The organism is Pseudarthrobacter sp. NamE2 (assembly GCF_005796205.1).
In the GTDB taxonomy this organism is placed as follows: domain Bacteria; phylum Actinomycetota; class Actinomycetes; order Actinomycetales; family Micrococcaceae; genus Arthrobacter.
In genome coordinates, this window is record NZ_VAHN01000005.1 from 217,543 (window position 1) to 239,243 (window position 21,701).

The 21,701-nt window shown below is 66.0% G+C and carries 22 protein-coding genes; 16 read left to right on the top strand and 6 right to left on the bottom strand.

Features of this window, described 5'->3' with window-relative positions; translation table 11 throughout:
- Positions 1-17 precede the first annotated feature (17 nt).
- On the bottom strand, positions 18-794 hold the full coding sequence (locus tag FDW83_RS08620; protein WP_138137466.1) for a hypothetical protein: 777 nt from the start codon (positions 792-794) through the stop codon (positions 18-20).
- Between the two features lie 162 nt (positions 795-956).
- On the opposite strand from FDW83_RS08620, the gene FDW83_RS08625 reads away from it, so the two are divergent.
- Positions 957-1,355, top strand: coding sequence for a YchJ family protein (locus FDW83_RS08625; protein ID WP_138137468.1), 399 nt, complete (start codon positions 957-959; stop codon positions 1,353-1,355).
- 41 nt (positions 1,356-1,396) lie between these two features.
- Here the strand turns inward: FDW83_RS08625 and FDW83_RS08630 are convergent, their stop codons facing one another.
- The 3 genes from FDW83_RS08630 to FDW83_RS08640 all read right to left on the bottom strand — a co-directional run bounded on the left by FDW83_RS08630 (position 1,397) and on the right by FDW83_RS08640 (position 4,642).
- Positions 1,397-2,215, bottom strand: a complete 819-nt coding sequence (locus tag FDW83_RS08630) for a TIGR04086 family membrane protein (RefSeq protein ID WP_138137470.1) — start codon at positions 2,213-2,215, stop codon at positions 1,397-1,399.
- A gap of 65 nt (positions 2,216-2,280) precedes the next feature.
- Positions 2,281-4,278, bottom strand: a complete 1,998-nt coding sequence (locus tag FDW83_RS08635; protein ID WP_138137472.1) for an acyl-CoA dehydrogenase family protein — start codon at positions 4,276-4,278, stop codon at positions 2,281-2,283.
- A gap of 61 nt (positions 4,279-4,339) precedes the next feature.
- Positions 4,340-4,642: a hypothetical protein gene (locus tag FDW83_RS08640; RefSeq protein ID WP_138137474.1), complete on the bottom strand. Its 303-nt coding sequence runs from the start codon at positions 4,640-4,642 to the stop codon at positions 4,340-4,342.
- Positions 4,643-4,888: 246 nt separating this feature from the next.
- Here FDW83_RS08640 and FDW83_RS08645 point away from each other — a divergent pair, with 246 nt between their 5' ends.
- The 4 genes from FDW83_RS08645 (at position 4,889) to FDW83_RS08660 (ending at position 11,526) form a co-directional block, all read left to right on the top strand.
- Complete coding sequence (locus FDW83_RS08645) at positions 4,889-6,346, top strand: DUF3375 family protein (protein WP_138137476.1); 1,458 nt, start codon at positions 4,889-4,891, stop codon at positions 6,344-6,346.
- Complete coding sequence (locus tag FDW83_RS08650) at positions 6,339-7,184, top strand: DUF4194 domain-containing protein (RefSeq protein WP_240720906.1); 846 nt, start codon at positions 6,339-6,341, stop codon at positions 7,182-7,184. The genes FDW83_RS08645 and FDW83_RS08650 overlap by 8 nt, the downstream gene beginning before the upstream one ends.
- On the top strand, positions 7,181-10,633 hold the full coding sequence (locus FDW83_RS08655) for an ATP-binding protein (RefSeq protein WP_138137478.1): 3,453 nt from the start codon (positions 7,181-7,183) through the stop codon (positions 10,631-10,633). The genes FDW83_RS08650 and FDW83_RS08655 overlap by 4 nt, the downstream gene beginning before the upstream one ends.
- Positions 10,634-10,959: 326 nt before the next feature.
- Positions 10,960-11,526 carry a hypothetical protein gene (locus FDW83_RS08660; RefSeq protein ID WP_240720907.1) on the top strand — a complete coding sequence of 189 codons (567 nt, stop codon included), beginning with the start codon at positions 10,960-10,962 and terminating at the stop codon, positions 11,524-11,526.
- Between the two features lie 75 nt (positions 11,527-11,601).
- On the opposite strand, the gene FDW83_RS08665 is transcribed toward FDW83_RS08660, so the two are convergent.
- Entirely contained in the window at positions 11,602-12,096 is a 495-nt protein-coding gene (locus tag FDW83_RS08665) for an FBP domain-containing protein (protein ID WP_138137480.1), read from the bottom strand.
- 372 nt (positions 12,097-12,468) lie between these two features.
- Here FDW83_RS08665 and FDW83_RS08670 point away from each other — a divergent pair, with 372 nt between their 5' ends.
- From FDW83_RS08670 to FDW83_RS08695, 6 genes are all read left to right on the top strand, one after another.
- Complete coding sequence (locus tag FDW83_RS08670; protein ID WP_138137482.1) at positions 12,469-13,560, top strand: ABC transporter substrate-binding protein; 1,092 nt, start codon at positions 12,469-12,471, stop codon at positions 13,558-13,560.
- Between the two features lie 10 nt (positions 13,561-13,570).
- Positions 13,571-14,662, top strand: coding sequence for an iron ABC transporter permease (locus tag FDW83_RS08675; RefSeq protein ID WP_138137484.1), 1,092 nt, complete (start codon positions 13,571-13,573; stop codon positions 14,660-14,662).
- A 29-nt stretch (positions 14,663-14,691) separates the two neighbouring features.
- Positions 14,692-15,771, top strand: coding sequence for an iron chelate uptake ABC transporter family permease subunit (locus tag FDW83_RS08680; protein ID WP_240720908.1), 1,080 nt, complete (start codon positions 14,692-14,694; stop codon positions 15,769-15,771).
- 1 nt (position 15,772) lies between these two features.
- Positions 15,773-16,585, top strand: coding sequence for an ABC transporter ATP-binding protein (locus FDW83_RS08685; protein ID WP_171027494.1), 813 nt, complete (start codon positions 15,773-15,775; stop codon positions 16,583-16,585).
- Positions 16,582-17,649, top strand: coding sequence for a siderophore-interacting protein (locus tag FDW83_RS08690; protein WP_171027495.1), 1,068 nt, complete (start codon positions 16,582-16,584; stop codon positions 17,647-17,649). Before FDW83_RS08685 ends, FDW83_RS08690 begins: the two co-directional genes overlap by 4 nt.
- Before the next feature lie 295 nt (positions 17,650-17,944).
- Entirely contained in the window at positions 17,945-18,787 is an 843-nt protein-coding gene (locus FDW83_RS08695) for an SGNH/GDSL hydrolase family protein (protein ID WP_138137488.1), read from the top strand.
- Here FDW83_RS08695 and FDW83_RS08700 read toward each other — a convergent pair.
- A complete protein-coding gene (locus FDW83_RS08700; protein ID WP_138137490.1) occupies positions 18,784-19,071 on the bottom strand; it encodes a YciI family protein in 288 nt (95 codons plus the stop codon). The genes FDW83_RS08695 and FDW83_RS08700 overlap by 4 nt on opposite strands.
- Before the next feature lie 60 nt (positions 19,072-19,131).
- Here FDW83_RS08700 and FDW83_RS08705 point away from each other — a divergent pair, with 60 nt between their 5' ends.
- The 5 genes from FDW83_RS08705 (at position 19,132) to rpsN (ending at position 21,397) form a co-directional block, all read left to right on the top strand.
- Positions 19,132-19,611 carry a MarR family winged helix-turn-helix transcriptional regulator gene (locus FDW83_RS08705; RefSeq protein ID WP_138137492.1) on the top strand — a complete coding sequence of 160 codons (480 nt, stop codon included), beginning with the start codon at positions 19,132-19,134 and terminating at the stop codon, positions 19,609-19,611.
- A gap of 49 nt (positions 19,612-19,660) precedes the next feature.
- Positions 19,661-20,422, top strand: coding sequence for an SGNH/GDSL hydrolase family protein (locus tag FDW83_RS08710; protein ID WP_138137494.1), 762 nt, complete (start codon positions 19,661-19,663; stop codon positions 20,420-20,422).
- Between the two features lie 262 nt (positions 20,423-20,684).
- Positions 20,685-20,921 (top strand): 50S ribosomal protein L28, encoded by a 237-nt coding sequence (rpmB, locus tag FDW83_RS08715; RefSeq protein WP_009358852.1) that lies wholly within the window; start codon positions 20,685-20,687, stop codon positions 20,919-20,921.
- The gene (gene rpmG, locus FDW83_RS08720) at positions 20,921-21,088 is read left to right on the top strand and encodes a 50S ribosomal protein L33 (protein ID WP_003798558.1); all 168 of its coding nucleotides are present in this window, start codon (positions 20,921-20,923) and stop codon (positions 21,086-21,088) included. Before rpmB ends, rpmG begins: the two co-directional genes overlap by 1 nt.
- Before the next feature lie 3 nt (positions 21,089-21,091).
- Positions 21,092-21,397, top strand: coding sequence for a 30S ribosomal protein S14 (rpsN, locus tag FDW83_RS08725; protein ID WP_138137496.1), 306 nt, complete (start codon positions 21,092-21,094; stop codon positions 21,395-21,397).
- Positions 21,398-21,701 lie beyond the last annotated feature (304 nt).

The following is a 21,701-nucleotide window of genomic DNA, read 5'->3' on the forward strand; positions in this document are numbered from 1 at the left end:
CTAGCCCAGATGGTTGCTCAGGGTAAGGGGTTTTTCCCGTCCCCTGTGACACCGTTGGTCCCGGCTTCCTTGAGTACCTGCTGCGGACCGGTCAGGGAAACGAGTGATCCCGTATCCAGCGGCACCAGTGTTGGCGGATGCGGCGGCGGTTGCTTGAAGGACCGCGGCACCTCATGCAGCGGGCGGTGGTTATGCAGGCTGGACTCCACCAGGGGCGCCACCTCTGCCACTTTCTCGGCGGGAACCTTCGGATCCGGCAGGTCCCGGACGGACAGCTTGATCTCGGGTGCCGCCGCCCGTGCCCTGGCCATGGCCCGGGCATCCGCCTCGGCCACCGCCGCGGCCCAGTCTTCCGCCAGCACCGGCGGCTCACGGCGTGCGGCCGTGAGCGCGGGGTGATGTTCGACGGCGGTGCGAAGCGATGACTTCAGGTGGTTAGGCTTCAGGGCAGCACGCCAGTCACGCGGCTGGCGCCCGATGTTGTCCCCGGCCGCGGTTTTGCCAGAGAGCCGCGCGAGCAGGCCGGGACGGGGGGTGCCCGAAGCCGCGGCAGCGCCGCCGTCGGACGCGTCCCTGTCCTGCAGGCGTGTCCCGTACAGCTTGACCAGGGGAAGGGACTCCTTCCCGGAGCGCCCGCCGAACAGGCCCATGATGACGACGGCGGCCAGCCGGCCGACGCCCGCCAGCACCAGGGTGATGACCCCCAGCAGGAAGAGGACGAAGAACATCAGGAACGCTATGCCCACGGTGCCGAGGAAGGTCAGGTTGAGGATGAGCGTATCTGGGTTTTCCACGTCATCTCTCCTCTCTGCCGTCAGCGCGGCCCGCGCCTTCGCCCGTCTGCCCGGCCACAACTCCTTCTCCACCATACGGATTTTTGATGTGCCTTGCCGCCGGCTGCGGCGGTGGGTCGGGGGTTGTAGCAAAGCTGTTACCGGATATGGCAGCATCCGGGTATGACAAAACTCGCGGGGCAGGACAACTGCCCCTGCCTTTCGGGAGATCAGTACGGGGAGTGCTGCGGAAGGTTCCATGCCGGGACGGCGGAGGCCGCCACGGCGGAACAACTGATGCGGTCCCGCTACAGTGCATTCGCGCAGTCGGACGCCGGCTACCTGCTGCGCACCTGGCATCCGGACAGGGCACCGGCAACGCTGGAATCCGATCCCGGGATGGTGTGGCACCGCCTCGACATCCTGTCCACCAGCGGTGGCGGCCCCTTCGATAACGCCGGAACGGTGGAGTTCAAGGCGTACTACCGGCATGGCGGAAAGCGGGGAATCCTGCACGAGGTGAGCAGGTTCGTGCGGGAAAACGGCCGCTGGTACTACGTGGACGGTGATGTCCTGGCCTGAGGGCAGGACCGGTAGCGAAGAAGCACTGCTCCGCCACCGGCTTACTCGTCGTCGTAGTCGCTGTCCGGCGTGAATCCGGCGCGGTCCACTTTCCGGTGGAACCTCATGCCGGCCAGGCCGCCCAGCACCGCACCCGCAAGGGCAACCGCGGCAACAACAATGGCGGCGACGATGCTGGTGGTGGTGAGCTGGCCCTCGTTAATAGGGATCCGCGGGAAGCTGTTCAGGTTGGCGAGCACGTTGAACTGCTGTCCGAACAACAGGCCCAGGATGGAGACGAGGATCGCCACGATCAGCGCCCAGGCCCACACCATCAGGCCCTGTTTGGCGCCGTTGAAACGTGCCATGCGCCCGGCCACGTAGCCGCCGCAGTAATAGGACACGAAGAGGATTACCAGCAGGAGAATGATGCCCACCAGTCCAACCGTGCCCTGGTTCTGCGCCGCCTGGTTCATGGCTTCGTTGACGTCCGTGTTGCTGGCAAGGCCAACAGCGGTTCCGGCGGCGGCCACCAGGGCCGTCAGCAGCACTGCCATGCCGGTGGCGGTAAGCCAGCCAAAGAAGGCCGAGCCAACCTTGATGCCGCCGAACTGTTCCTTTTCACGCGCGACGGCGGTTGGCCGGTCCGTGAGGTTGGGATCGACGGCGGGTGTAGCGGTTGTGGGGGTGTAGTCCCGTTCCGCGTAGGTTGCAGGCTGCTCCGAATAGGTGGAGTCCGGCCCGGCGTCCCTTGCCGGCACCTGGTCGAAGGAGCGTGTGCTCTGGCTGTCCCCGTCGGCAGCGCGGGAGCTTCCACTCGTGTTGTCGTCCCCCCGGGCATGCCGCGGAGGCAGGTTCTCTGGTTCCGTTGAGCTGCTCATGGCTCCACTCAACCATTCACCTCCAGTTGATAGCAAGCGTGCTTACTATTTTGTGACCTGCGCATTTACCTGTATTTGCGGTGCAGGCTGTCCTTCTTCGAGGGGCCGGGGGAGGCGTCGGCAATCCATGGGCCGGTCCCCTCTGACTGGTCCAGGATGCCTTCCTCCAGCCAGGTGTATTCTCCGGCGAGGACCTTCCGCGTGAGGCCGTGGTCGCCGTCGTCCGTGTTCCGCCACAACTGGTCAAAGTACTCGTCCACGCGGACGCGGGCCTGCTCACAATACGCCTCAGCCAGCTCGTAGGCGCTCGCCGCCCGCTCCGGTGCGGTATGCAGGAGCATCTCTGCGCGGGTGCAGCAGGCCGTCATGGCGAACAGCTCGGCGCCGATGTCCACGATGCGGCCCAGGAACGCCTGCTTTCGCTCCAGCTTCGCCTGCCAGCGGCCCATGCCGTAAAAGGTCTGCCGGGCCAGGCGCCTTGATGAGCGCTCCACAAAGCGCAGATGCTTGGCCAGCCGGCCGAATTCGCCGTAGGAGCGCGGGTCCATGCCGGCACCGGCCACGAGCTTGGGCAGCCACTTTGCGTAAAAGCCGGAAGCGCCGACGGCGGCCCTCGCCTTGTCCTGCAGGCTTGCGTCCATGGACGCAAGGTCCCCCGCGGCGGCAAGGTGCGCGTCCACGGCTTCACGGGCGATAAGGAGGCGCATGATCTCAGAGGAGCCTTCGAAAATTCTGTTGATGCGCAGGTCCCGCAGTTGCTGCTCGGCCGGAACGGCCCTTTCGCCCCGTGCCGCCAGCGATTCGGCTGTCTCGAAGCCGCGCCCGCCCCGGATCTGAACCAGTTCGTCAGCGATGCGGCAGCTGATTTCGGTTGCCCACAGCTTGGCCAGCGCCGCCTCGATCCGGACGTCCTTCTGGCCGGAGTCTGCCAGCTCGGCGGACAACTCGAAAACCGCGTCCAGGGCAAAGGCGGAAGCGGCAATGTAGGCGATTTTCTTTCCCACGGCCTCATGTTCACCCACCGGCCTGCCCCATTGAGTGCGGGCGTTGGACCATTCCCGGGCGATTTTCAAGCTCCAGCGGCCCGAGGCGACGCACAGCGCGGGAATGGACAGCCGCCCTGTGTTAAGGGTGGTGAGCGCGATCTTCAGGCCCTGGCCTTCGCGGCCCAGCCGGTTGGCTGCGGGCACCCGCACCTGGTGGAACCGGGTGACGCCGTTTTCGATGCCGCGCAGGCCCATAAAGGCGTTGCGGTTCTCCACCGTGATGCCCGGCGAGTCCATGTCCACCACGAAGGCGCTGATGCCGCCCTTGTGTTTGGTGCCGTCCGGGCCGGTGTAGGCGGGCACCACCGCCATCACCACTACAAGTTCGGCGATCACACCGTTGGTGGTCCAAAGCTTTACGCCGTCCAGAAGGTACGCCTCGCCGTCGTCCGTTGGCGTTGCGGTGCTGCCCATCCGGGCGGGATCGCTGCCCACGTCCGGTTCTGTAAGGAGGAACGCGGTGATGGCACCGGCGGCGCAACGGGGCAGGTACTCGCGTTTCTGTTCCGCGGTGCCGAACACCTTCACGGGCTCCGGGACGCCGATGGACTGGTGTGCTGACAGTAGTGCTCCCAGGCTGGGGTGCACGCTGCCCAGCAGGGCAAGGGCGCGCCCGTAGTAGACAAGGGAGAGGCCCAGGCCGCCGTACTCCTCCGGGATTTTCATGCCGAAGACTCCCAGTTCGGCAAGGCTCCGGATGTATTCGTCCGGGATCTTTGCCTCGCGCTCGATGACGCGGCCGTCCATGGTCCGGGCGAAGGTGGTGAGTCGCGCCATAAAAGCCTCACCGCGCTCAACGTCTGCCGGGTCCGGGGTGGGCCACGGGTGCACCAGTCCCAGGTCGAAGCTGCCAAGGTACAGGCCCTTGGCGAAGCTGGGGCGGTCCCATCCTGACTCGCGCGCGGCCTCGGCGACGGCGCGGGCATCGGCGGCGGTGGCCCCGGCACCGATCTTGCCGGCAGGGACGGTGGCTTCCTCTGGAGCGTCGGTGGACGGAGTGTCAGTTGCGGAGGTCATGGGTTATCTCCTTGGCCGGATTGGCCGCTGTAGCCATGGATCCGCCGGGTTGGAGAACCCTTTAGCTGTCCCTCAATATTACCCGCGGGTAGGTTCCGGTACTAGGGGCGGGCTGGGGCTGGAAGTCGCCAGAAACGTCCACTGTTGACGCGTGGTGCACCAGCCGGTCCCAAGCGGAGTTGATGCCGTGGACAACTGCCAGGAGCGTGTTCGCAACCACCATCCACGTCAGCTTCCCTGCTCCCGCCAGCACCAGGGCAATCAGTCCGGCGGCGAGGACGAAGGCTGCCAGGATGAACGCGAACACGAGCGTTCCGATAAAGACCAGAGTGCCGGTTTCGAGCGAGCTGATGTCGAACTGCATGAATCCCCCTGTTGCGACGTTGCGAAGGCCCAAAGTTGCTGTGGCGAAGACCAGTAGCAGAAGAGTAGGGGGACTGCTTTGCGCGGAGCCAGAGCCGCGGCACTCCAAAACGGCGGTTGATATGGGATCGAAATCCTACGCAGAAGTAGGTCACGGAGCGGTCGCGGGCACTGGGCTAACCTTGTAGCTGGCAGTTTTCCGTCCCTGCCGCCGCCCCCCGCCCTGTAAACAGCCCAAGGAGAGTGTGTGCCCCGCTCCGCCAGGTCATCCGCTGACGCCATCAGCGCCCGGCTCCGGGACCTCGAACTCCTGACGAAAGGGCCTGCCTGGGCGTTGACCCGGTCGGCGCCCTGGGTGATCGCCGTGCTCCAGGCGTCCTTTACCCGCACCCGGCCGCAGCTGCCCCTCGAGGAGTTCCATGCCGACGTCGACTCCTTCCTTGAGGAGCTCCGCCGCCAGGATCCGGGGCTGGGCGGAGGAGCCAACGGGAAGACTTTCGGCGATGAGTGGACGCGCCGGCAGTTCCTGACCCGCCGCAACCACTCCGGCCAGATCGTCTATGAGGTGACCGAGCCTGCCGCCCGCGTCCTCGCCTTCCTGGACAGCCTGTCCAGCGAGCGGTCCACCTTGAACGGGTCCCGTTTGGGCACGTTGCTCGGCGACGTTGAAAAGCTCGCCAACGAGACCAACCCGGACCAGAGCGCCCGCCTTGAGGCGCTGGAAGAGGAAATTGAGGAGCGCCAGCAGCTGATCCAGGACATCAGCAGCGGCGAGTTCGACGGACTGCTGGATGATGACGAAGCGGTGGAGGCCGCCGGGAACATCCTCGACCTCGCTGCCAGCCTTCCCGCTGACTACAAGAAGATGCGTGACCGCATCGAGGAACTGGTGGGCGAACTGCGCAACCAGATCATCGAGGAGTCGTTGACCAAGGGTGCCACCATGGCCCAGGTGCTGGAGGCGGACAAGCGGCTCCGGCAGAGCCCGGAGGGCAGGACCTTCCGTTCCTTCACCGCTTTCCTGGAGGACCCGCAGCAGCAGCTGAGGTTCCGCTCCGCCATTGGCGAGGTGCTGAGCCGGCAGTTCGCGGACGATCTGTCCCCAGAGGACCGCGAGACCCTGAAGAACCTCGTCGCTGAACTGCGGCACCAGCACAGCCAGATCCAGCGAATCTACGGCAAGCTCAGCGAGAGCCTCAACACATACGTCCAGAGCGACGACTTCCGCCAGTCGGTGCGGCTTCGCCAGGTGCTGCGCGAGGCAGAGCAGGCTATCCGGGCCATGCCGTATGAGCGTGACCGGCCCGGGCTGGTGCCGGGGCCCGTGCTGTACAACGCGGGCTTCGAGTCGCTCTCCATGGTGAAGCTCTTCGATCCCGACGAGTTCGCCGCGCCGCCCAAGCTTGCCGACCCTATCGCGTTCACCGCTTCGGACCGGGTGCGCTCGCCGAGGACCGGCAAAGCCAAAGCCCAGGTCATCCGGGCCGCTTTGGCCGGGGCCTCAACTCTGAGCGAGGCCTGGCAGCAGCTGCCGCCGGAGGAGCAGCACATCAACTCCATCCGGGCACTCCTCGCGGAGGCCCTGCACGCCGGGGCCGACTTCAACCGTGGGGCCGTGGAAGACCTGGACTTTGAACAGATAGACGGCACCACACGCAGGGCCTACCTGCCGCTGGTCACGCTCGCAAAGGATTCCGATGACTGAGGTTACAAACGCTACGAGCACAACGGACACTGAGCGACCCTTTGCGGCTGCCGTCTCACCCCGCGATACCTTCGTGGACGGTGCCGCCCTGTTCCCCGGAGACACCGGGGTGCTCCCGATGAAGGTGCGGCAGGCGCTGGTCAAGCTTTTGAAGGGTCCGTACATCGACGGCGGCCGCGACGAGAAGCTGTGGACCGTGCTGCTGGACAACCAGGTGATCCTGCGGAGCCGGCTGTCCGAGCTCTTCCTGACGATGCAGCTGGACCACGAGCGGAAGATCGCCGTCCTCCGTCCGGTGGATCCGGACACAATCGGGGCCAGTGCCCGCTCAAGCATCCTCCGGCAGCAGCGTGCGCTGAGCCGGGTGGAAACCATCGTGCTGCTCCGGCTGCGGCTCCTGCTCGACCGGCACGTGACTGCCCAGACCGACCCCACCATTACCCGTGAGGAGATCGCAGACCTGCTGGCCCACTACCAGCCGGCCGGCCAGCAGGACGCGCTCCGCGACTCGGACGTCGTCACCCGCGCCATCACAAAGCTCCTGGCCCGCCAGCTTCTCCTCCCCACCGGCCTGGACGACGTCTACACCATCTCTAACGCCCTGCCCCTGGCGCTCCCGTTCGAAAACATCGGCGACATCCCGGCCCACATCGAAGCCCTGGTCGCAGCATCAACAGACCAGTCAGGAACAGAACCCCTCCTCGACCTCGACGCCGACCCGGTCCCGGAGGACGACGACGCCGATGCCGCCCCCGCCCCTTCGCCGGTGGCTGCGCAGGTTTCCGGTGGTGCCGCGGCAGGCGAGGGCGCGTCGGAAGCTGAAGGAGAATCCAAGTGAGTATCGCCAGCATGCTTCCGATGGGTGAACTCACGAATCCCGGCCAGATGCGGCTTGCCCTGGTGCAGGTGGTCAACTGGGGAACATTCCACGGGGCGCATACGATGCACGTGGACCGCGACGGGACGCTGTTGACCGGCAACTCGGGCGTAGGCAAATCGACGCTGTTCGATGCGATGCTGCGGGTGTTCGATGCCCGGCCGCGGTCCAATGAGGCGGCGGCGCAGCGTTCCGGCGGGGCCGTGGAGGACAAGCGCACCACATTCACGTACATGCGGGGCAAGGTGGGCGACAAGGCGGTGGGCGAGGGCTCGGCGAGTGCGTTCCAGCGGCCGGGCGCCACGTGGTCGGCTGTTGCGCTGACGTTCGATAACGGCGCCGGAACCAAGGTGACCATCTCGGCCCTGTTCGACCTGCCGAAGAACGGCACGGAATCCAGCGTGGGCCGCTTCTACCTGATCGACAGCACGCCGCTGGACCTGGAAGCCGTGGAGGGGATCGCGGACAAGCGGTTTACACGCGCCGCGCTGGAGGCGATCTTCCCGCACGCCCAGGTCTTCGACGTCCACAAGGCATTCGCGGAACGGTTCCGCCGGCTGCTGGGCATCAACTCGGACCAGGCGCTTCCGCTTCTGCGGGTGATCCAGGCGGGCAAGGGCCTGGGCGGCAGCGTCAACACGTTCTTCCGGGACCAGGTGCTTGACGCGCCGGCCACCCTTGCGGCGGCCGACGACGTGGTGGAGGAATTCAGCAACCTGATGTCCATCCGGCAGCGGCTGGAGGACGTCCGGCAGCAGCGGGACCAGCTCGCGCCGGTCCCCGCGCTGAACAAGGAGTACGCACAGTCGCTCCTGGACGCGAACCGGCTGCGGGAGCTGGCGGGCGAAGAGTTCGAGGCGTACCGGCAAAAGCTTGCGGTCACCGTGCATCAAAAGACGCTGGCCCGGTTCAAGGAGCTCGCCCAGGCGAAGGCCAAGGAGTTGGGCGCTGAGCGCACGGTCCGCGACGGCCTGGCCAAGGAACTCCGCCAGCTGGAGGCCGACTATAACAACCAGGGCGGCAACGCGATCTCGGCCATCGAGCAGTCGCTGGAGAACGCGCGCGTGGGCCTGAAGCTCCAGCGCCAGGTTGAGGCGGCGGCGCAACAGGCCCTGTCCGACGCCGGGTTGCAGCTTGAGTGGTCGGCTGAGGGCTGGGAGCAGGCGCACGAGCAGGCGGCCGCCAGGTCCGCAGAGCTGAAGGACGATTCGCAGGCCCTCCAGGAGCTGCGGTTCGAGGCCTTTGATGCCCACGCGACCAAAAAACGCGAGCTCGCCGCGGCTGAGCAGGAGCTCGTCTCCCTGAAGACGCGCAAATCCCTGCTGCCGCCGTCGAGCATTGAAAACCGCGCCGCCATTGCCGCCGCCACCGGCATCCCGGAGGACCGGATGCCGTTCGCGGGCGAGCTGATGGACCTGGCCGAGGGCGAGGAGCGCTGGCGGCCTGCCGCCGAGCGGGCCCTCCGCAGCCTTGCCACCACGCTGCTGGTGCCCGGCGAGCATTTCGGCGCCGTCACCCGCTACCTGAACGACAACAATGTCCGCGGCGCATTGCGCGCCGTGGACGTGTCCAAGCCGCTCGCCGGGGGCGCCCTGGCGGCGGAGGACGCACGCGACGGCGACCTGCTCACCAAACTGGACATCCTCACCGCTGGCGCGGCTGCTGAAGCCGGGACCTGGGTCCGCGAGCGGATTGCCCTGGACTTCGCCTACCCGTGCGTGGTGGACCCGGACGAGCTTGCTGTGCTGGACAAGGGCCTGAGCCTGGGCGGCGTGGTGAAGCGTAACCGCCACACCGTTGAGAAGGATGACCGGTTCACCAGCCGGCAGGATTACGTCCTGGGCTTCGACAACGCTGCCAAGCTGGAGCTGGTGGCCGGCCAGGTGGAGGACCTGCGGCAGGAGGTTGCCAAGGCCGCGGAGCTCGCGCAGAGCCGCGAGGACTCGCACCAGGGCATGAGCCGGCAGCTGGATGCGCTGCGCCGGATTGCCGAGGACGACCGTTCGTGGGAGCAGGTGTCCGCTGCGGTGGCAGCGGAGGAGCTGGCGCGCATCGAACAGCGGCTGAAGGACGCGCTGGCGGCGCAGGCGGACCTGGAGCCTCTTCGTGCCACCATCGAGGAGGTCCGGCAGAAGCACCAGTCCAGTACCGAGGCCGCTGCTGTGCTGCAGAGCGAGTACAAGGCCCTGGACCGGCAGCTGACCGCTGCCGATGCGGTGCTGGAAAGTGCCCGTGAACGCCTGGCCCAGGCGCCGCCGTCGGACGCTGCCGTGGCGGCGCTGGAGCCGTACTTCGCCGATTTCGGCGATGTGACGGAGATGCACGAGCTGGACAACCTGGCCAACCGGGTCCGGACTGCCTTGATGGCCGAACTTCATGCAGCCGAGTCCCGAGGGCAAGCAACTGCCGAACGGCTCACGCGGATCTTCGAGGGCTTTGTGCGGGAGTGGGGCAGCGCCATCTCGGCGGACCACGGCACAAGCATCGGCGCCGCCGGCGAATTCGAGAGCCGCTACCACGCCATCGTGAGCGACGGGCTGCCCGCGCAGGAGGCTGAGTTCCGGCAGTTCTTCAACCAGCGGACGCATGAATCCTTCAGTACCCTGCTGCACCTGCTGGACGAGGAGCGGCGCTCCATCACCAGCCGGATCCTGCCGCTGAACGGCATCCTGTCCCAGGTGAACTTCCACGAGGGCAGCTACCTGGAACTCGATATCAAGCAGACCCTGCCGCCCACCGCCAAGCAGTTCAAGGACGCCATCCAAAACGCGCTCAAGGCCCGTCACACCCGGCCGGCCCGCACTGAAGCGGGACGGACGGAAGCGCTGGACGACGACGCGGAGCTCACCGCCCGCTACAAGTCGCTGGAGACCCTGGTGAAGCGGCTGGGCTCGCAGGCCCCGGAGGACCGACGCTGGCGTGCCGAGGTGCTGGACGTCCGCGGGCACCTGTTCATTCAGTGCAAGGAGCACCGCGAGGTCACCGGACCCCGCGGCGGCAAGAAGACCGAGGTCTTTATGCACGCGGACACCGGCTCGATGTCCGGCGGCGAGCGGCAGCGCTTCACCGCGTTCATCATGGCTGCCGCGCTGAGCTACCAGCTGGGGATCGCCGAGCAGGGCTTCACCACCTACGGCACCGTGATGATGGATGAGGCATTTGTGCTGGCCTCGGAGGAATTTGCCGGTGCCGGCATTAAGGCGCTGCACGAGTTCGGTTTCCAGCTGCTGCTGGCCGCACCGGAGAACGTGATCGACCTGTCCAGGCACCTTGGGTCGGTCACCGAGATCCTTCGGGACCGGCGCACCAACCGCTCCGGAGTCCTCACCGCTCCGGTCATCAAGCCGCTGCCGGGCGAGGAAGGGGCATGGCGCTCGGAGGCGAATCCGGTGGACATCGTCCTGCGCTGAAGTAACGGCAGCCGGAGCGACATAACAAGTTGATGGATTTAATGCCCGGCTCTGGTGACCGGTCTTTCTGCTGTGCCACTCTGGGCTTCACCAGCTCACCTCGCCAGAGTAATTCCCATAGGTACTGCGGACTGCTGGGTCCCGCACTGTTCCCCAAGAGAACGACGGCGTCCTCTTCAAAGGCACTGCCATGCGCCTACAACGCGCGTCATTCTTCCTCGCTGCAACCGCGATTCTTCCTCGCTGCAACCGCGGCCGCAGCGCTGTCCCTGGCCGGCTGCGCCGAGACCTCTCCAGGGGTATCGGGCCCGGCCACAGAGCCGGCGGTGGAGGCAACCACAACCAGCCCGCCGCCAACCGTCGTTCCCGCGGCCACATCTTCGCCCGTTCCCAAAGGGCCGGTGGCCTTCACGTTCGCAGACGGCCGGCTGTCCTTTGCATACCCGGAGGGCTGGAGTGTCAAGCATGAGCAGGTGTCGGCGTCGCCCGCCGTGGAGACGGCCACCGTCTACAATGCCAGCGGCAAGGAGCAGATCAATATCTACTACAGCCAGGTTGGTGACGCCACGGCGGGGCCCGGCACCAGGAACGTGGTCGAGACGGATCCGGTACCGGGGCTGACCGGTGCTTCCGTTCCCACACCCCATTCGTCGTTCTTTGTTGATCGAACCGAAAGCGGTGCGCAGTACCGCATGGGACTTACTCCCGGCTTGCCAGTCTCCCCGGAGGGGCAGGTGCAGTACGGGCTCGTGAAGCTTGGTGACCGCATCTTGAGTGCGGACGTGCTGTTCACCGAACCGCGGTTCGAAGGGGATGAGGCGGCCCAAATTTGGTACTGGAGTGATGAGGGCCGGGCGCTGAAGTCCGTCCTTATGAGCTTCTCCTACCGCTGACCGGCAGCTGAGAAAGCCCTCCTTCACAGGGATGAGGGAGGGCTTCCTCCTGTCCGCCGGGTAGTCAGGCAGCCGCTACTTGGCCTGCACCCGGCCCAGGAACTGGGCGGTCCGGTCCTTCAGTCCTTCGATCTGGCGAAGAACGACGTCGGCCGGGTCCGGGTTGATCTCATTAGCCGGCTGTTCCTTGCGGACGTTCCCGCAGCACAGGAAATCGGCGCAGATAAGCGTGCCCACGGTGTTGCCGTCGCGCCCGGACTGGCCGGCGCGCCTGGCCACCCACAAAAGCACGTCCTCCTTCGAGAAAACATCGCGGCAAAGCTCACAGAGCACTGAGCGGTTCTTGCGGGCGCCGCCTTCGGGGGCCCGGAGCATGACACCGGTAAGGCCCCGGGGCCCGGGCACCACGAGGTAGCCGCGGAGCGGCATCTTGTCGTCCCGCCAGCCCAGGAAGTCCAGGCTTTCCCAGTCCAGGGAGTCGAAGTCCTTGGGCAGGTTGAGCTTGGCGGCCTCGGACCGGCTGGCGTTGACGAATGATGATCGGATTTGTTGGGGCGTGACTGATTGCATGGGTGAGCCTTCATAAGAGATGTGAGGTAGCCCGGATGCGGGCAAGGAAAGGTGGGTCAGTCTGTCCCCGCGCAGCAGGCCAAAGCGGCCGCCCCGCTTTCCATGGCAGCGGGGGCCTTGCCGGCCGTACGCGTGCTCATAACCTCTGGATTCCCATCTCTTGCGCGGGCGGCAGGATGGCCTGCCCGGCAGTCACATCCTGCCAAAGGCGGCGCACTCTGTCCAAGCCGCCACACCTGCCGCCAGGCAACGACACGCAGGGCTGCTTGTGCCCTTCGTCACGTTCGCCAATAAGATACAGAAAGCTTGCGTAATAGGAGCGAGGATAGGCTAGCCTTACTTGGGTTCGCATCGTTCCACCTAAGGAATTCAATGGCTTCCCCCCTCTTCCCCGGCGCAGGCACCACGCGCCGCACGCTGTTCAAGTCAGCCGGCAAGGCAACGGCAGTCCTGGCCGCAGCAGCCCTCTCTCTCTCGGCCTGCTCCACCGGCCCCGCGTCCTCGACCTCGGACGCCAGCGCCACCAGCTCCAGCAGCTCGCAGTTCCCGGTCACCATCAAGCATGTCTTTGGTGAGACCACCATCGAAAAGCAGCCCACCCGCGTGGCTACCGTCTCCTGGGTCAATGACGACGTTGCCGTTGCCCTGGGTGTTGTGCCTGTAGGTGTCCCCAAGGTCGAATGGGGCGGCAACGAGCAGGGCTCCACCCCCTGGAAGGACGCAGCCCTCGAGGATCTCGGTGCCGGCTTCGGCACGGACAAGGCTCCCGCCCAGTACTCCGAAGCTGACGGCATCAACTTCACCGAGATCGCCAAGCTCACCCCGGACGTCATCCTCGCGGCCTACTCGGGCCTTACTGAAGAGGACTACAAAAAGCTGACCGAGATTGCCCCCGTGGTGGCCCACCCCGAATTGGCCTACGGCACTTCCTGGCAGGACTCCACCTCCATCATCGGCAAGGCCCTCGGCAAGGAAGCCGAAGCAGCCAAGCTGATCTCGGACACCGAGGCCACCATCAAGGAAAAGGTCGGAGAATACCCGCAGATTGAAGGCAAGAGCTTCATCTACGGCAACCTCGAGCCGGCCAAGGGCGAAGGCGTCAACGTCTACACCGCCATCGACAACCGCCCCCGGTTCCTGACCGATATCGGAATGAAGCTGGCCCCCGTGGTGGAGGAGAACACGAAGAGCAGCTCGGAGTTCTTCATCCCGTGGTCGGCCGAGAAGGCCAACGAACTCGAGTCCGACGTCTTCGTCACCTGGGTGCCGGATGCCTCCACTGCCGACGCCATCAAGGCAGACCCGCTGCTCAGCCAGATCCCGGCGATCAAAAACGGGGCCCTCGTTGCCGATTCGGACAACACCCTCACGCTGTCCATCTCCGCAGCCTCCCCGCTGAGCCTGCCGTGGTCGCTGGACACCTTCCTGCCGCAGCTGGCCACCGCAGCGGACGCTGTGAAGTAAGCACAGTCCCATGACGTGCAGTACGACGACGGCGGCCTCCGGGCAGGGCAGCACCGGCACCGAAGTGCCGGGAGCGGGAGCCCGTACCCCGGTCCGCGGACTCGCTTCCGGGGGAAAGCGTGCCGCCTGGCTGTTGGCCGCCGTCGTTGTGCTTGCGCTTTTGGCCGGGGCCTCCCTTGCCATTGGCGCAAGGGCCATTTCCCTCGCCACGGTCTTGGAGGCCCTGACCCAGTTCCATTCCGCCAACGGCGACCACGCAGTGGTCCACGCCCGCATCCCGCGCACCGTCCTTGGCCTGCTGGCCGGCGGTGCTCTGGGGCTGGCGGGTGCAGCCATGCAGGGCGTGGCCCGCAACCCGCTGGCCGATCCCGGCATCATGGGCGTCAATGCCGGCGCCGCCCTCGCCGTCGTTACCGGCATCTATGTTTTCGGCGTGGCAACCTTCTCCGGCTACATCTGGTTCGCTTTCGTCGGCGCGGCGATTGCCGCCGTCGTGGTTTACCTCATCGCGTCCCTGGGCCGGGAAGGCGCCACGCCCGTAAAGCTGGCCCTCGCCGGCGCCGCCCTGAGCGCGGGCCTGGTCTCCCTCATGAATGTCATCCTGGTCTCGAGCCAGGACACCCTGGACCGCTTCCGGTTCTGGCAGGTGGGCGGCGTGGCCGGCCGCGACTGGTCCGTTGTCCTGCCCGGCGTGCCCTTCCTCGTGGCCGGCGCGGTGATCGTGCTCCTGACCGGCAGGATCCTCAACAGCCTGGCCCTCGGCGACGACATCGCCCGCGGCCTGGGCCAGCGGGTGGGCCTGGTCCGCGGCGTGACCGCCCTGGGCATCGTGCTCCTGTGCGGCACCGCCACCGCCCTTGCCGGTCCCATCGGCTTCGTTGGCCTGGTCATCCCGCACGCCGTCCGGTTCCTCACCGGCCCCGACTACCGCTGGATCCTGCCGTTCTGCCTGGTAACGGCGCCGGTGCTGCTCCTCGGCGCGGACATCATCGGCCGCGTGGTGCTGCTTCCCGGCGAAGTTCCCGCAGGCATCATGACCGCCCTCGTCGGCGCACCGGTTTTCGTCTGGCTTATCCGGCGCGGCAAGGGGGCCGGGCTGTGAGCCTCAAAACTCCCGTTGCGCTATCAGGTATGGCTGCCAAAACCGCCCCTAAAGGACTAAAAGTGATAGGGCAACGCCGGGAACGGCTGGGCCTGAGCCGGACCGCCGTGCTGGCGGCCGCCGTCCTTCTCCTCTTTTCCGTGTCCGTCCTGCTGGGCAGCTACACGGTGACCATCCCCGACTTCTTCACAATTGTTTACAACCACCTGACCGGTGGCCAGAAGATCCCGGGTGCCAGCTTCATCGTGATGGAAAACAAGCTGCCGCGGGCGGTCATCGGGACCATGATCGGGCTCGCGTTCGGATTGGCCGGCGCGCTGTTCCAAACCATGCTGCGGAACCCGCTGGCCAGCCCGGATGTGATCGGCATCAGCTACGGCGCCAGCGCTGCCGCCGTCACCGCCATCATCGTCTTCGGGGCATCCGGCGCCGTGGTTTCCGGTGCGGCGCTGGTGGGGGCACTGGCCGTCGCCGCCCTCATTTACGCCATCTCCGCCGGGGGCGCACTCGGGGGAACCAGCCGCGGTAACGCCGCCGGAAACCGGCTGGTCCTGGCCGGCGTCGGGATCGCCGCGGCCCTCCACGCGGTGGTCAACTTCCTGATGACCCGTGCGGACATCCGCACCGCCGCCGACGCCCTCGTCTGGCTCAACGGCTCCCTCAACTCCGCCAACTGGGACCGCGCCGGCGTCCTTTTCCTCGCCCTGCTGGTCCTGCTTCCGGCGGTGGCTGGCATCGCCGGGCCGCTCCGGATGCTGGAGCTGGGTGACGACGCCGCAGCAGGCCTGGGCGTCAAGGTCAACGCGTCCCGGCTCGCCCTGGTGATCATCGCGGTTACCCTTGCCGCAGTGGCGACGGCGGCAGCAGGCCCGGTTTCCTTTGTCGCCTTCCTTGCCGGGCCCATTGCCCGCCGCTATACCGGCAAAGCCAGCCTGCCGGCGTCGGCCCTGGTCGGTGCCCTGATCGTCCTCGCAGCCGACTACTTCGCCGCCAACGTCGCCCCCGAACTGCTGGACGGCACCGTCCTGCCGGTGGGCGTCATCACCGGCGCGCTCGGCGCCCCCTTCCTGCTGTGGCTCCTGGTCACGGCCAACCGAAAGGATGCCTGACGTGGCTGTTCTCCAGGCCAAAAACCTGACGCTGAAATACGACCAGCGCTGCGTGGTGGAAGGGCTCAGCGCCGAGATCCCCGAGGGCAAGGTGACCATGATCGTGGGCGCCAACGCCTGCGGCAAGTCCACCCTGCTCCGCGGCTTGTCCCGGCTCCTCAAACCTGCAGCGGGCACGGTCACGCTTGACGGCAAGGACATCCACTCCCGCCCTGCGCGTGAACTGGCCCGCACCCTCGGGCTCCTGCCGCAGCACCCCACCGCCCCGGACGGCATTACCGTCCGCGACCTGGTTGGCCGCGGGCGCTACCCCCACCAGGGCTTCTTCCGAAGCTGGAGCGAAAAGGACGACGCCGCCGTGCAGCGTGCGCTGGAAGCCACCGAAACGCTGGCCCTCGCCGGGCGCGACGTGGACGAACTGTCCGGCGGGCAGCGGCAGCGGGTGTGGATTGCCATGGCCCTCGCCCAGGAAACCGACGTCCTGCTGCTGGATGAACCCACCACCTACCTGGACCTCGCGCACCAGGTGGAGGTCCTGGACCTTGTGACGGACCTGAACCGCCGGCGCGGCACCACGGTGGCAATCGTGCTGCACGACCTCAACCTCGCCGGCCGCTACGCGGACAATGTCATCGCCATGAAGGGCGGCGCGGTGGTGGCCGTCGGCGATCCGCGCGAGGTGGTCACCGAAAGCCTGGTCCGGAACGTCTTCAACCTTGAAGCCCGCGTCATCCCGGACCCCGTGTCCGGAACACCCCTGATCATTCCCATCGGCCGCCACCACGTCCCTACCGAACTGGAGCTTGTTTCATGAAGACCCGCGCTGCTGCCGCCACCGAGGCCATGAACCCTGCGCCTATCAACACCGAGCCGATGACCCTGGCCTTCGAGGTCACTGTTTCCTCGGTCCAGAAACTCAGCCCCAACTTCCGCAGGATCACGTTCGGCGGCTACTCCCTGCGCGACTTCGGCGTCCACGGCGACACCCTGGACCTCCGGATCAAGCTCATGATCCCGTCCCTCGCCGCGGACGGCACGCAGATCCCGCTGCCCGTCTTCGAAATGAGCTCGTCCGGTTGGTACCGGGAATGGCTGGCAATGGACCCGGCCGTGCGCGGTTCCATGCGGACCTACACGGTGCGGCGGGCCCGGCTGGACGCGGTGTACCCCGAGATTGACGTCGACTTCGTCATGCACTTCGACGACCACGGCAACGGCGGCCCCGCTGCCAACTGGGCACTGAACGCCAAGCCGGGGGACGCCATCACCATCATCGGCCCCAACAATCGGGCCGCGCACTGCGTCACCGCCGAAATCTACTCCGGCATCGAATGGCGGCCGGGCCTGGCGCAGCGTATCCTGCTCGCCGGCGACGAGACCGCCATCCCGGCCATCTCCGCCATCCTCGAAAGCCTGCCGGAGTACATGACCGGCCACGCTTTCCTGGAAGTCCCCGAAGCCGGCGACTTCCTGGAACTCAGCTCGTCCGCCAACGTGGACATCACCTGGCTGGCGCGCGGCGCCCAAATCGGCCGGTCCCGGCCGCACGGTGAACTGCTCCAGCAGGCTGTCCGCAAGGCCGTGCCCGTGCCCGGCTGGGTCGGGTTCAAAGAGGCCGACGGCGCCGGGCCGGAGCCCGAAGACGTCAACGTGGATGAGGACATCCTGTGGGAAACGCCGTCCCGGATGGAAACAGCCGAGATCATCGCCACCAAGAACCCGGACATGCCCGCCGGTGCCATGCCGTTCTACGCCTGGATGGCCGGTGAAGCCGCCGTCATCAAGGAGATGCGCCGATACCTGGTCCGTGACGTCGGAATCGACCGGAAGCAGGTTGCGTTCATGGGGTACTGGCGGCAGGGCAAAGCCGAGGGCTAGTGCCCCGGCCGTTGCTGGCTACGCCGGTAACGTTATTTCGCCGTCGCTTAGCGGTTGGACCCTTCCCAAACTTCGCAAGCTCAGTTCGGGGCCCTCGGGTCCGCCCTTCCTCCTTCCGCTTCGTTCGGCCGCGGGCTCTCTCAGGTTCTGTGGCTTTTTCTGCGACGCTCTCTCACTATTGGGGCTTCAAACGCAGACGCTCTCTCGCTTTTGACGTGCTCTACCCCGACGCTCTCGCACCTACTGTTCATCCCGGCGTCGTGCTTGCTTTTCTTTGGCTGGCTAGGTTGGCGCTGTGGCTCCCGAACCTTTGCTTCCCAATTCCGGGCGGCGGGTGTTTGTTGCACTCGGTGACTCGTTCACCGAGGGGGTGGGGGACCGGGACGAGCGGCTGCCCAACGGGGTGCGGGGCTGGGCGGACCGGGTGGCGGAAAAACTGGCCAAGGCACACCCGGGATGGAAGTACGCAAACCTGGCCATCCGCAGCAAACGGCTCCGGCAAATCATCGACGAGCAGCTCGAACCCGCCCTGCGGATGCGGCCCACGCTGGTCACGCTTTACGCCGGCGGCAACGACATTCTGGATCTGAAGACGGACATGGCCGCCCTCATGGACGAGTACGAACAACTCGTGGCCCGGCTCGCCGAAACCGGGGCCACGCTGGTCCTCTTCACCGGCTTCGACGTTAAGGTTTCAGCGCTGCTCGAGCCCCTGAAGAGGCGCAACACCTTCTACAACCAGCGCGTCCGGGACATCGCCGAAAAATACGGTGCCGTGCTGGTGGACTACTGGTGCCTCGACGCTTTCCATGACCGGCGGATGTGGGACTCGGACCGGCTGCACATGTCCAAGGCCGGCCACAAGTACCTGGCCGGCCAGGTACTGGACCAGCTCGGGGTGCCGCACAAGATCAGGCCCAAGGACTGGGAACCGCCCAGCCGGCTCACCCTGCGCGAATGGGAACGCCGGCAGCGGCGTTGGATTCACGAATGGGTCCTGCCGCTTTTCGGACGCAAACTGCGGGGTGTCACCCTGGGGGACCAGCTTGCCCCGCGCTGGCCCGAACCGGTCAAGGTGCCAAAGAAGGGCGGGCTGAAAAAACTGGTGGCAGAGCCGGAGGCAGCGGAGAACGCCTAGCCGTCCAGCAGGTTCTCGAAGCCCGGCGCCACGCGGCCGGCGTGAAACTCCACCACGTCAAAGTCCGCCACACCGTTTGTGTAAAAAGGGTCCTGGGCCAAACTGGCGTCCAGAGTGGCGCGGTCCACCCGGGACAGCAGCATCCCGCCGGTGCGGGGAACCTTGCGGCCGGCGGCAACGAAGACGCCGTCGTCGAATGCCTTCTGCAGCCAGCTGATGTGGGCGTCATTATGGAAGTCGACGATGTCCTGCGGAACCCGGTAAGTCAGGGAGACAACATACATGCGTCCCAGCCTACCGGGGGCTGCGGCGGTCAGTTGAAGGATCAATCGTAGAATAGGGGGATGACCGAACCGCGGTGGCTCAACGCCGATGAACGACGCGCCTGGCTGGCCCTGGTGAGCATCAACACCCTGCTGCCCGCTGCCCTGGACACCAAGCTTCACGCCGCAGGCAAGCTGTCCCTCTTCGACTACACGGTTCTGGCCATGCTGTCCGAGGCGGACGACCGGTTCCTGCCGATGAGCGAGCTGGCCGCCCGCAGCAGCGCATCCCTGTCCCGGCTGTCGCACGTGGTCACCAAACTGCAGAAGCGCGGCTGGGTGGAGCGCCGACCGCATCCGCATGACGCCCGCGTCACCATTGCCCACCTCACCGAGGAAGGCATGGCAACCATCGTTGGCCTCGCGCCCAACCACGTTGAGGATGTCCGCAACCTCTTCCTGGATGCCCTCACCGAGCAGGACGTCCTGGACCTGGCACGGATCGGAGAGAAAGTGGTGGGCCGCCTCGACGCCGATCACTGGATCCTGCGCGAAAGCTAGCAGCACCCGCGATTGGTTGCTTCCAGCAACCGGTGGCACACTAACCGATATGGAATTTACCACCCGCTTCGTGGCCCTTGGCGACTCGTTTACCGAAGGCGTAGGGGATGACGATCCCATCCGCCCTAACGGCGTCCGGGGTTGGGCGGACCGGGTGGCTGAGCAGCTCGGCGCCGCGGATCCGGGGTTCGGATACGCCAACCTCGCCATCCGCGGCAGGAAGCTAAGGCAGATCCTGGCAGAGCAGGTGAACGCCGCCGTCGAACTTAGGCCCACCCTGGTGAGCATCTACGCGGGAGCCAACGACATCCTGCGCCCCAAGATCGACATTGACGACCTTTTGGCCGAGTACGACGACGGCATCCGCACGTTGAGTGCCACCGGCGCCACCGTGGTGATGTTCACCGGGTTCGACGCGCGCGGCTCAAAGGTGTTCGGCAGCATGCGCGGCCGTACCGCGATCTACAACGAGCTGGTCCGCGGCATCGCCGGCGACCACGGCGCCCTGCTGGTGGACTACTGGCGCTTCAGTGAGTACTACGACTGGGGTATGTGGGCGAAGGACCGGATGCACATGTCCGCCGCCGGGCACGCCAACATGGCAAAGCGCGTCCTAGAGGTCCTCAAATACGACCACTCCATCGACATCCCGCCCATGACACCGGTTCCGGAACTCCGCGGCGCGGAGGCTTTGCGCGCCAACGCCCTGTGGTTCCGTGAGTACGCTGCCCCCTGGGTGGTCCGCAGGGTCACGGGCAAATCTTCCGGTGACAACCTGTCGCCCAAGTACCCCCAGCTGACGCGGCTCTAGGCAGGGTGGCCGGCACCGCCGTCGTCCGCTGCTTATACACCTAAAAGGCGTGAATTGGTCTTTAATTGCGCGGACTCGTAGACTTGGTAGGCGCTAAGTGCGCGGAGCGTGCGCAATTGCTCCGGTTGCCCGGTAAATCCGGGAGGCCGGTAGTTAGGGGCTCAAGTTGCGTGACTAACCGTTAGCCCTTCCGGGCCGCCCTTAGCAGCATGGTCCTGCAGCAGATTTGCGGATCATTTCATTCAATCCTTGAGGAGAAGTCATGGCAGCACACTGCCAAGTGACCGGGGCCGAGCCGGGCTTTGGGCACAGCATTTCGCACTCGCACCGCCGCAACAAGCGCCGGTTCGATCCGAACATCCAGAAGAAGCGCTACTGGGTTCCGTCCCTGCGCCGTAACGTCACGCTGCAGGTCTCTGCACGTGGCATCAAGACCATTGACGTGCGCGGCATCGATGCAGTCGTCGCCGAGATCCTGGCTCGTGGGGTGAAGCTCTAATGGCAAAGGACAAGGACGTACGTCCGATCATCAAGCTGAAGTCGACCGCCGGCACGGGCTACACCTACGTGACCCGCAAGAACCGTCGTAACGACCCGGACCGCCTGGTCCTGAAGAAGTACGACCCCAAGATCCGCCAGCACGTCGAATTCCGAGAGGAGCGCTAAACAATGGCTAAGAAGTCCAAGATTGCTCGCAACGAGCAGCGCAAGGTCATCGTTGAGCGTTACGCTGCAAAGCGCCTCGAGCTGAAGAAGACCCTGGTTGACGAGAACGCAACCGACGAAGCACGCGAAGCAGCCCGCCTGGGCCTGCAGAAGCTGCCCCGCAACGCGTCCCCGATCCGTCTGCGCAACCGCGACGCCATCGACGGCCGCCCCCGCGGCACCATACAGAAGTTCGGCATCTCCCGTGTCCGTTTCCGCGACATGGCGCACAAGGGCGAACTTCCGGGCATCACCAAGTCTTCCTGGTAATCCCGCACTGCTGATTCCAGCTGCCTGGGAAGGGCCGGCAACCTCCGTGGTTGCCGGCCCTTTTTGCGTTTAAGCCACGGCTCGTTGGTTGAGTTGTCGAAACCCCTGAGCCGGTCGACACGGGTGTGTGGGGGGACACAAAGCAGAAGTACGACGGCGTGACCTGGCTTGGGTGCCCTTATGTCCTGTTTTTCCGCGGGTTTTGGGGGTTTTTAGGCGGTTGGGTGGGTGACTTGCGGTGGGGTTGGCGGGCGTGTATTGTTTTCTGAGTCGCCGCGAGGGGAACAGCGAAGAGCTGGTCACT

Excerpts from the sequence above, each read along its gene's own strand:
- FDW83_RS08625 (WP_138137468.1), top strand. The coding sequence starts at position 957 with ATGACAAAACTCGCGGGGCAGGACAACTGCCCCTGCCTTTCGGGAGAT.
- FDW83_RS08630 (WP_138137470.1), bottom strand. The coding sequence starts at position 2,215 with ATGAGCAGCTCAACGGAACCAGAGAACCTGCCTCCGCGGCATGCCCGG.
- FDW83_RS08635 (WP_138137472.1), bottom strand. The coding sequence starts at position 4,278 with ATGACCTCCGCAACTGACACTCCGTCCACCGACGCTCCAGAGGAAGCC.
- FDW83_RS08640 (WP_138137474.1), bottom strand. The coding sequence starts at position 4,642 with ATGCAGTTCGACATCAGCTCGCTCGAAACCGGCACTCTGGTCTTTATC.
- FDW83_RS08650 (WP_240720906.1), top strand. The coding sequence starts at position 6,339 with ATGACTGAGGTTACAAACGCTACGAGCACAACGGACACTGAGCGACCC.
- FDW83_RS08665 (WP_138137480.1), bottom strand. The coding sequence starts at position 12,096 with ATGCAATCAGTCACGCCCCAACAAATCCGATCATCATTCGTCAACGCC.
- FDW83_RS08670 (WP_138137482.1), top strand. The coding sequence starts at position 12,469 with ATGGCTTCCCCCCTCTTCCCCGGCGCAGGCACCACGCGCCGCACGCTG.
- FDW83_RS08675 (WP_138137484.1), top strand. The coding sequence starts at position 13,571 with ATGACGTGCAGTACGACGACGGCGGCCTCCGGGCAGGGCAGCACCGGC.
- FDW83_RS08680 (WP_240720908.1), top strand. The coding sequence starts at position 14,692 with ATGGCTGCCAAAACCGCCCCTAAAGGACTAAAAGTGATAGGGCAACGC.
- FDW83_RS08690 (WP_171027495.1), top strand. The coding sequence starts at position 16,582 with ATGAAGACCCGCGCTGCTGCCGCCACCGAGGCCATGAACCCTGCGCCT.
- FDW83_RS08700 (WP_138137490.1), bottom strand. The coding sequence starts at position 19,071 with ATGTATGTTGTCTCCCTGACTTACCGGGTTCCGCAGGACATCGTCGAC.
- FDW83_RS08705 (WP_138137492.1), top strand. The coding sequence starts at position 19,132 with ATGACCGAACCGCGGTGGCTCAACGCCGATGAACGACGCGCCTGGCTG.
- FDW83_RS08710 (WP_138137494.1), top strand. The coding sequence starts at position 19,661 with ATGGAATTTACCACCCGCTTCGTGGCCCTTGGCGACTCGTTTACCGAA.
- rpmB (WP_009358852.1), top strand. The coding sequence starts at position 20,685 with ATGGCAGCACACTGCCAAGTGACCGGGGCCGAGCCGGGCTTTGGGCAC.
- rpmG (WP_003798558.1), top strand. The coding sequence starts at position 20,921 with ATGGCAAAGGACAAGGACGTACGTCCGATCATCAAGCTGAAGTCGACC.
- rpsN (WP_138137496.1), top strand. The coding sequence starts at position 21,092 with ATGGCTAAGAAGTCCAAGATTGCTCGCAACGAGCAGCGCAAGGTCATC.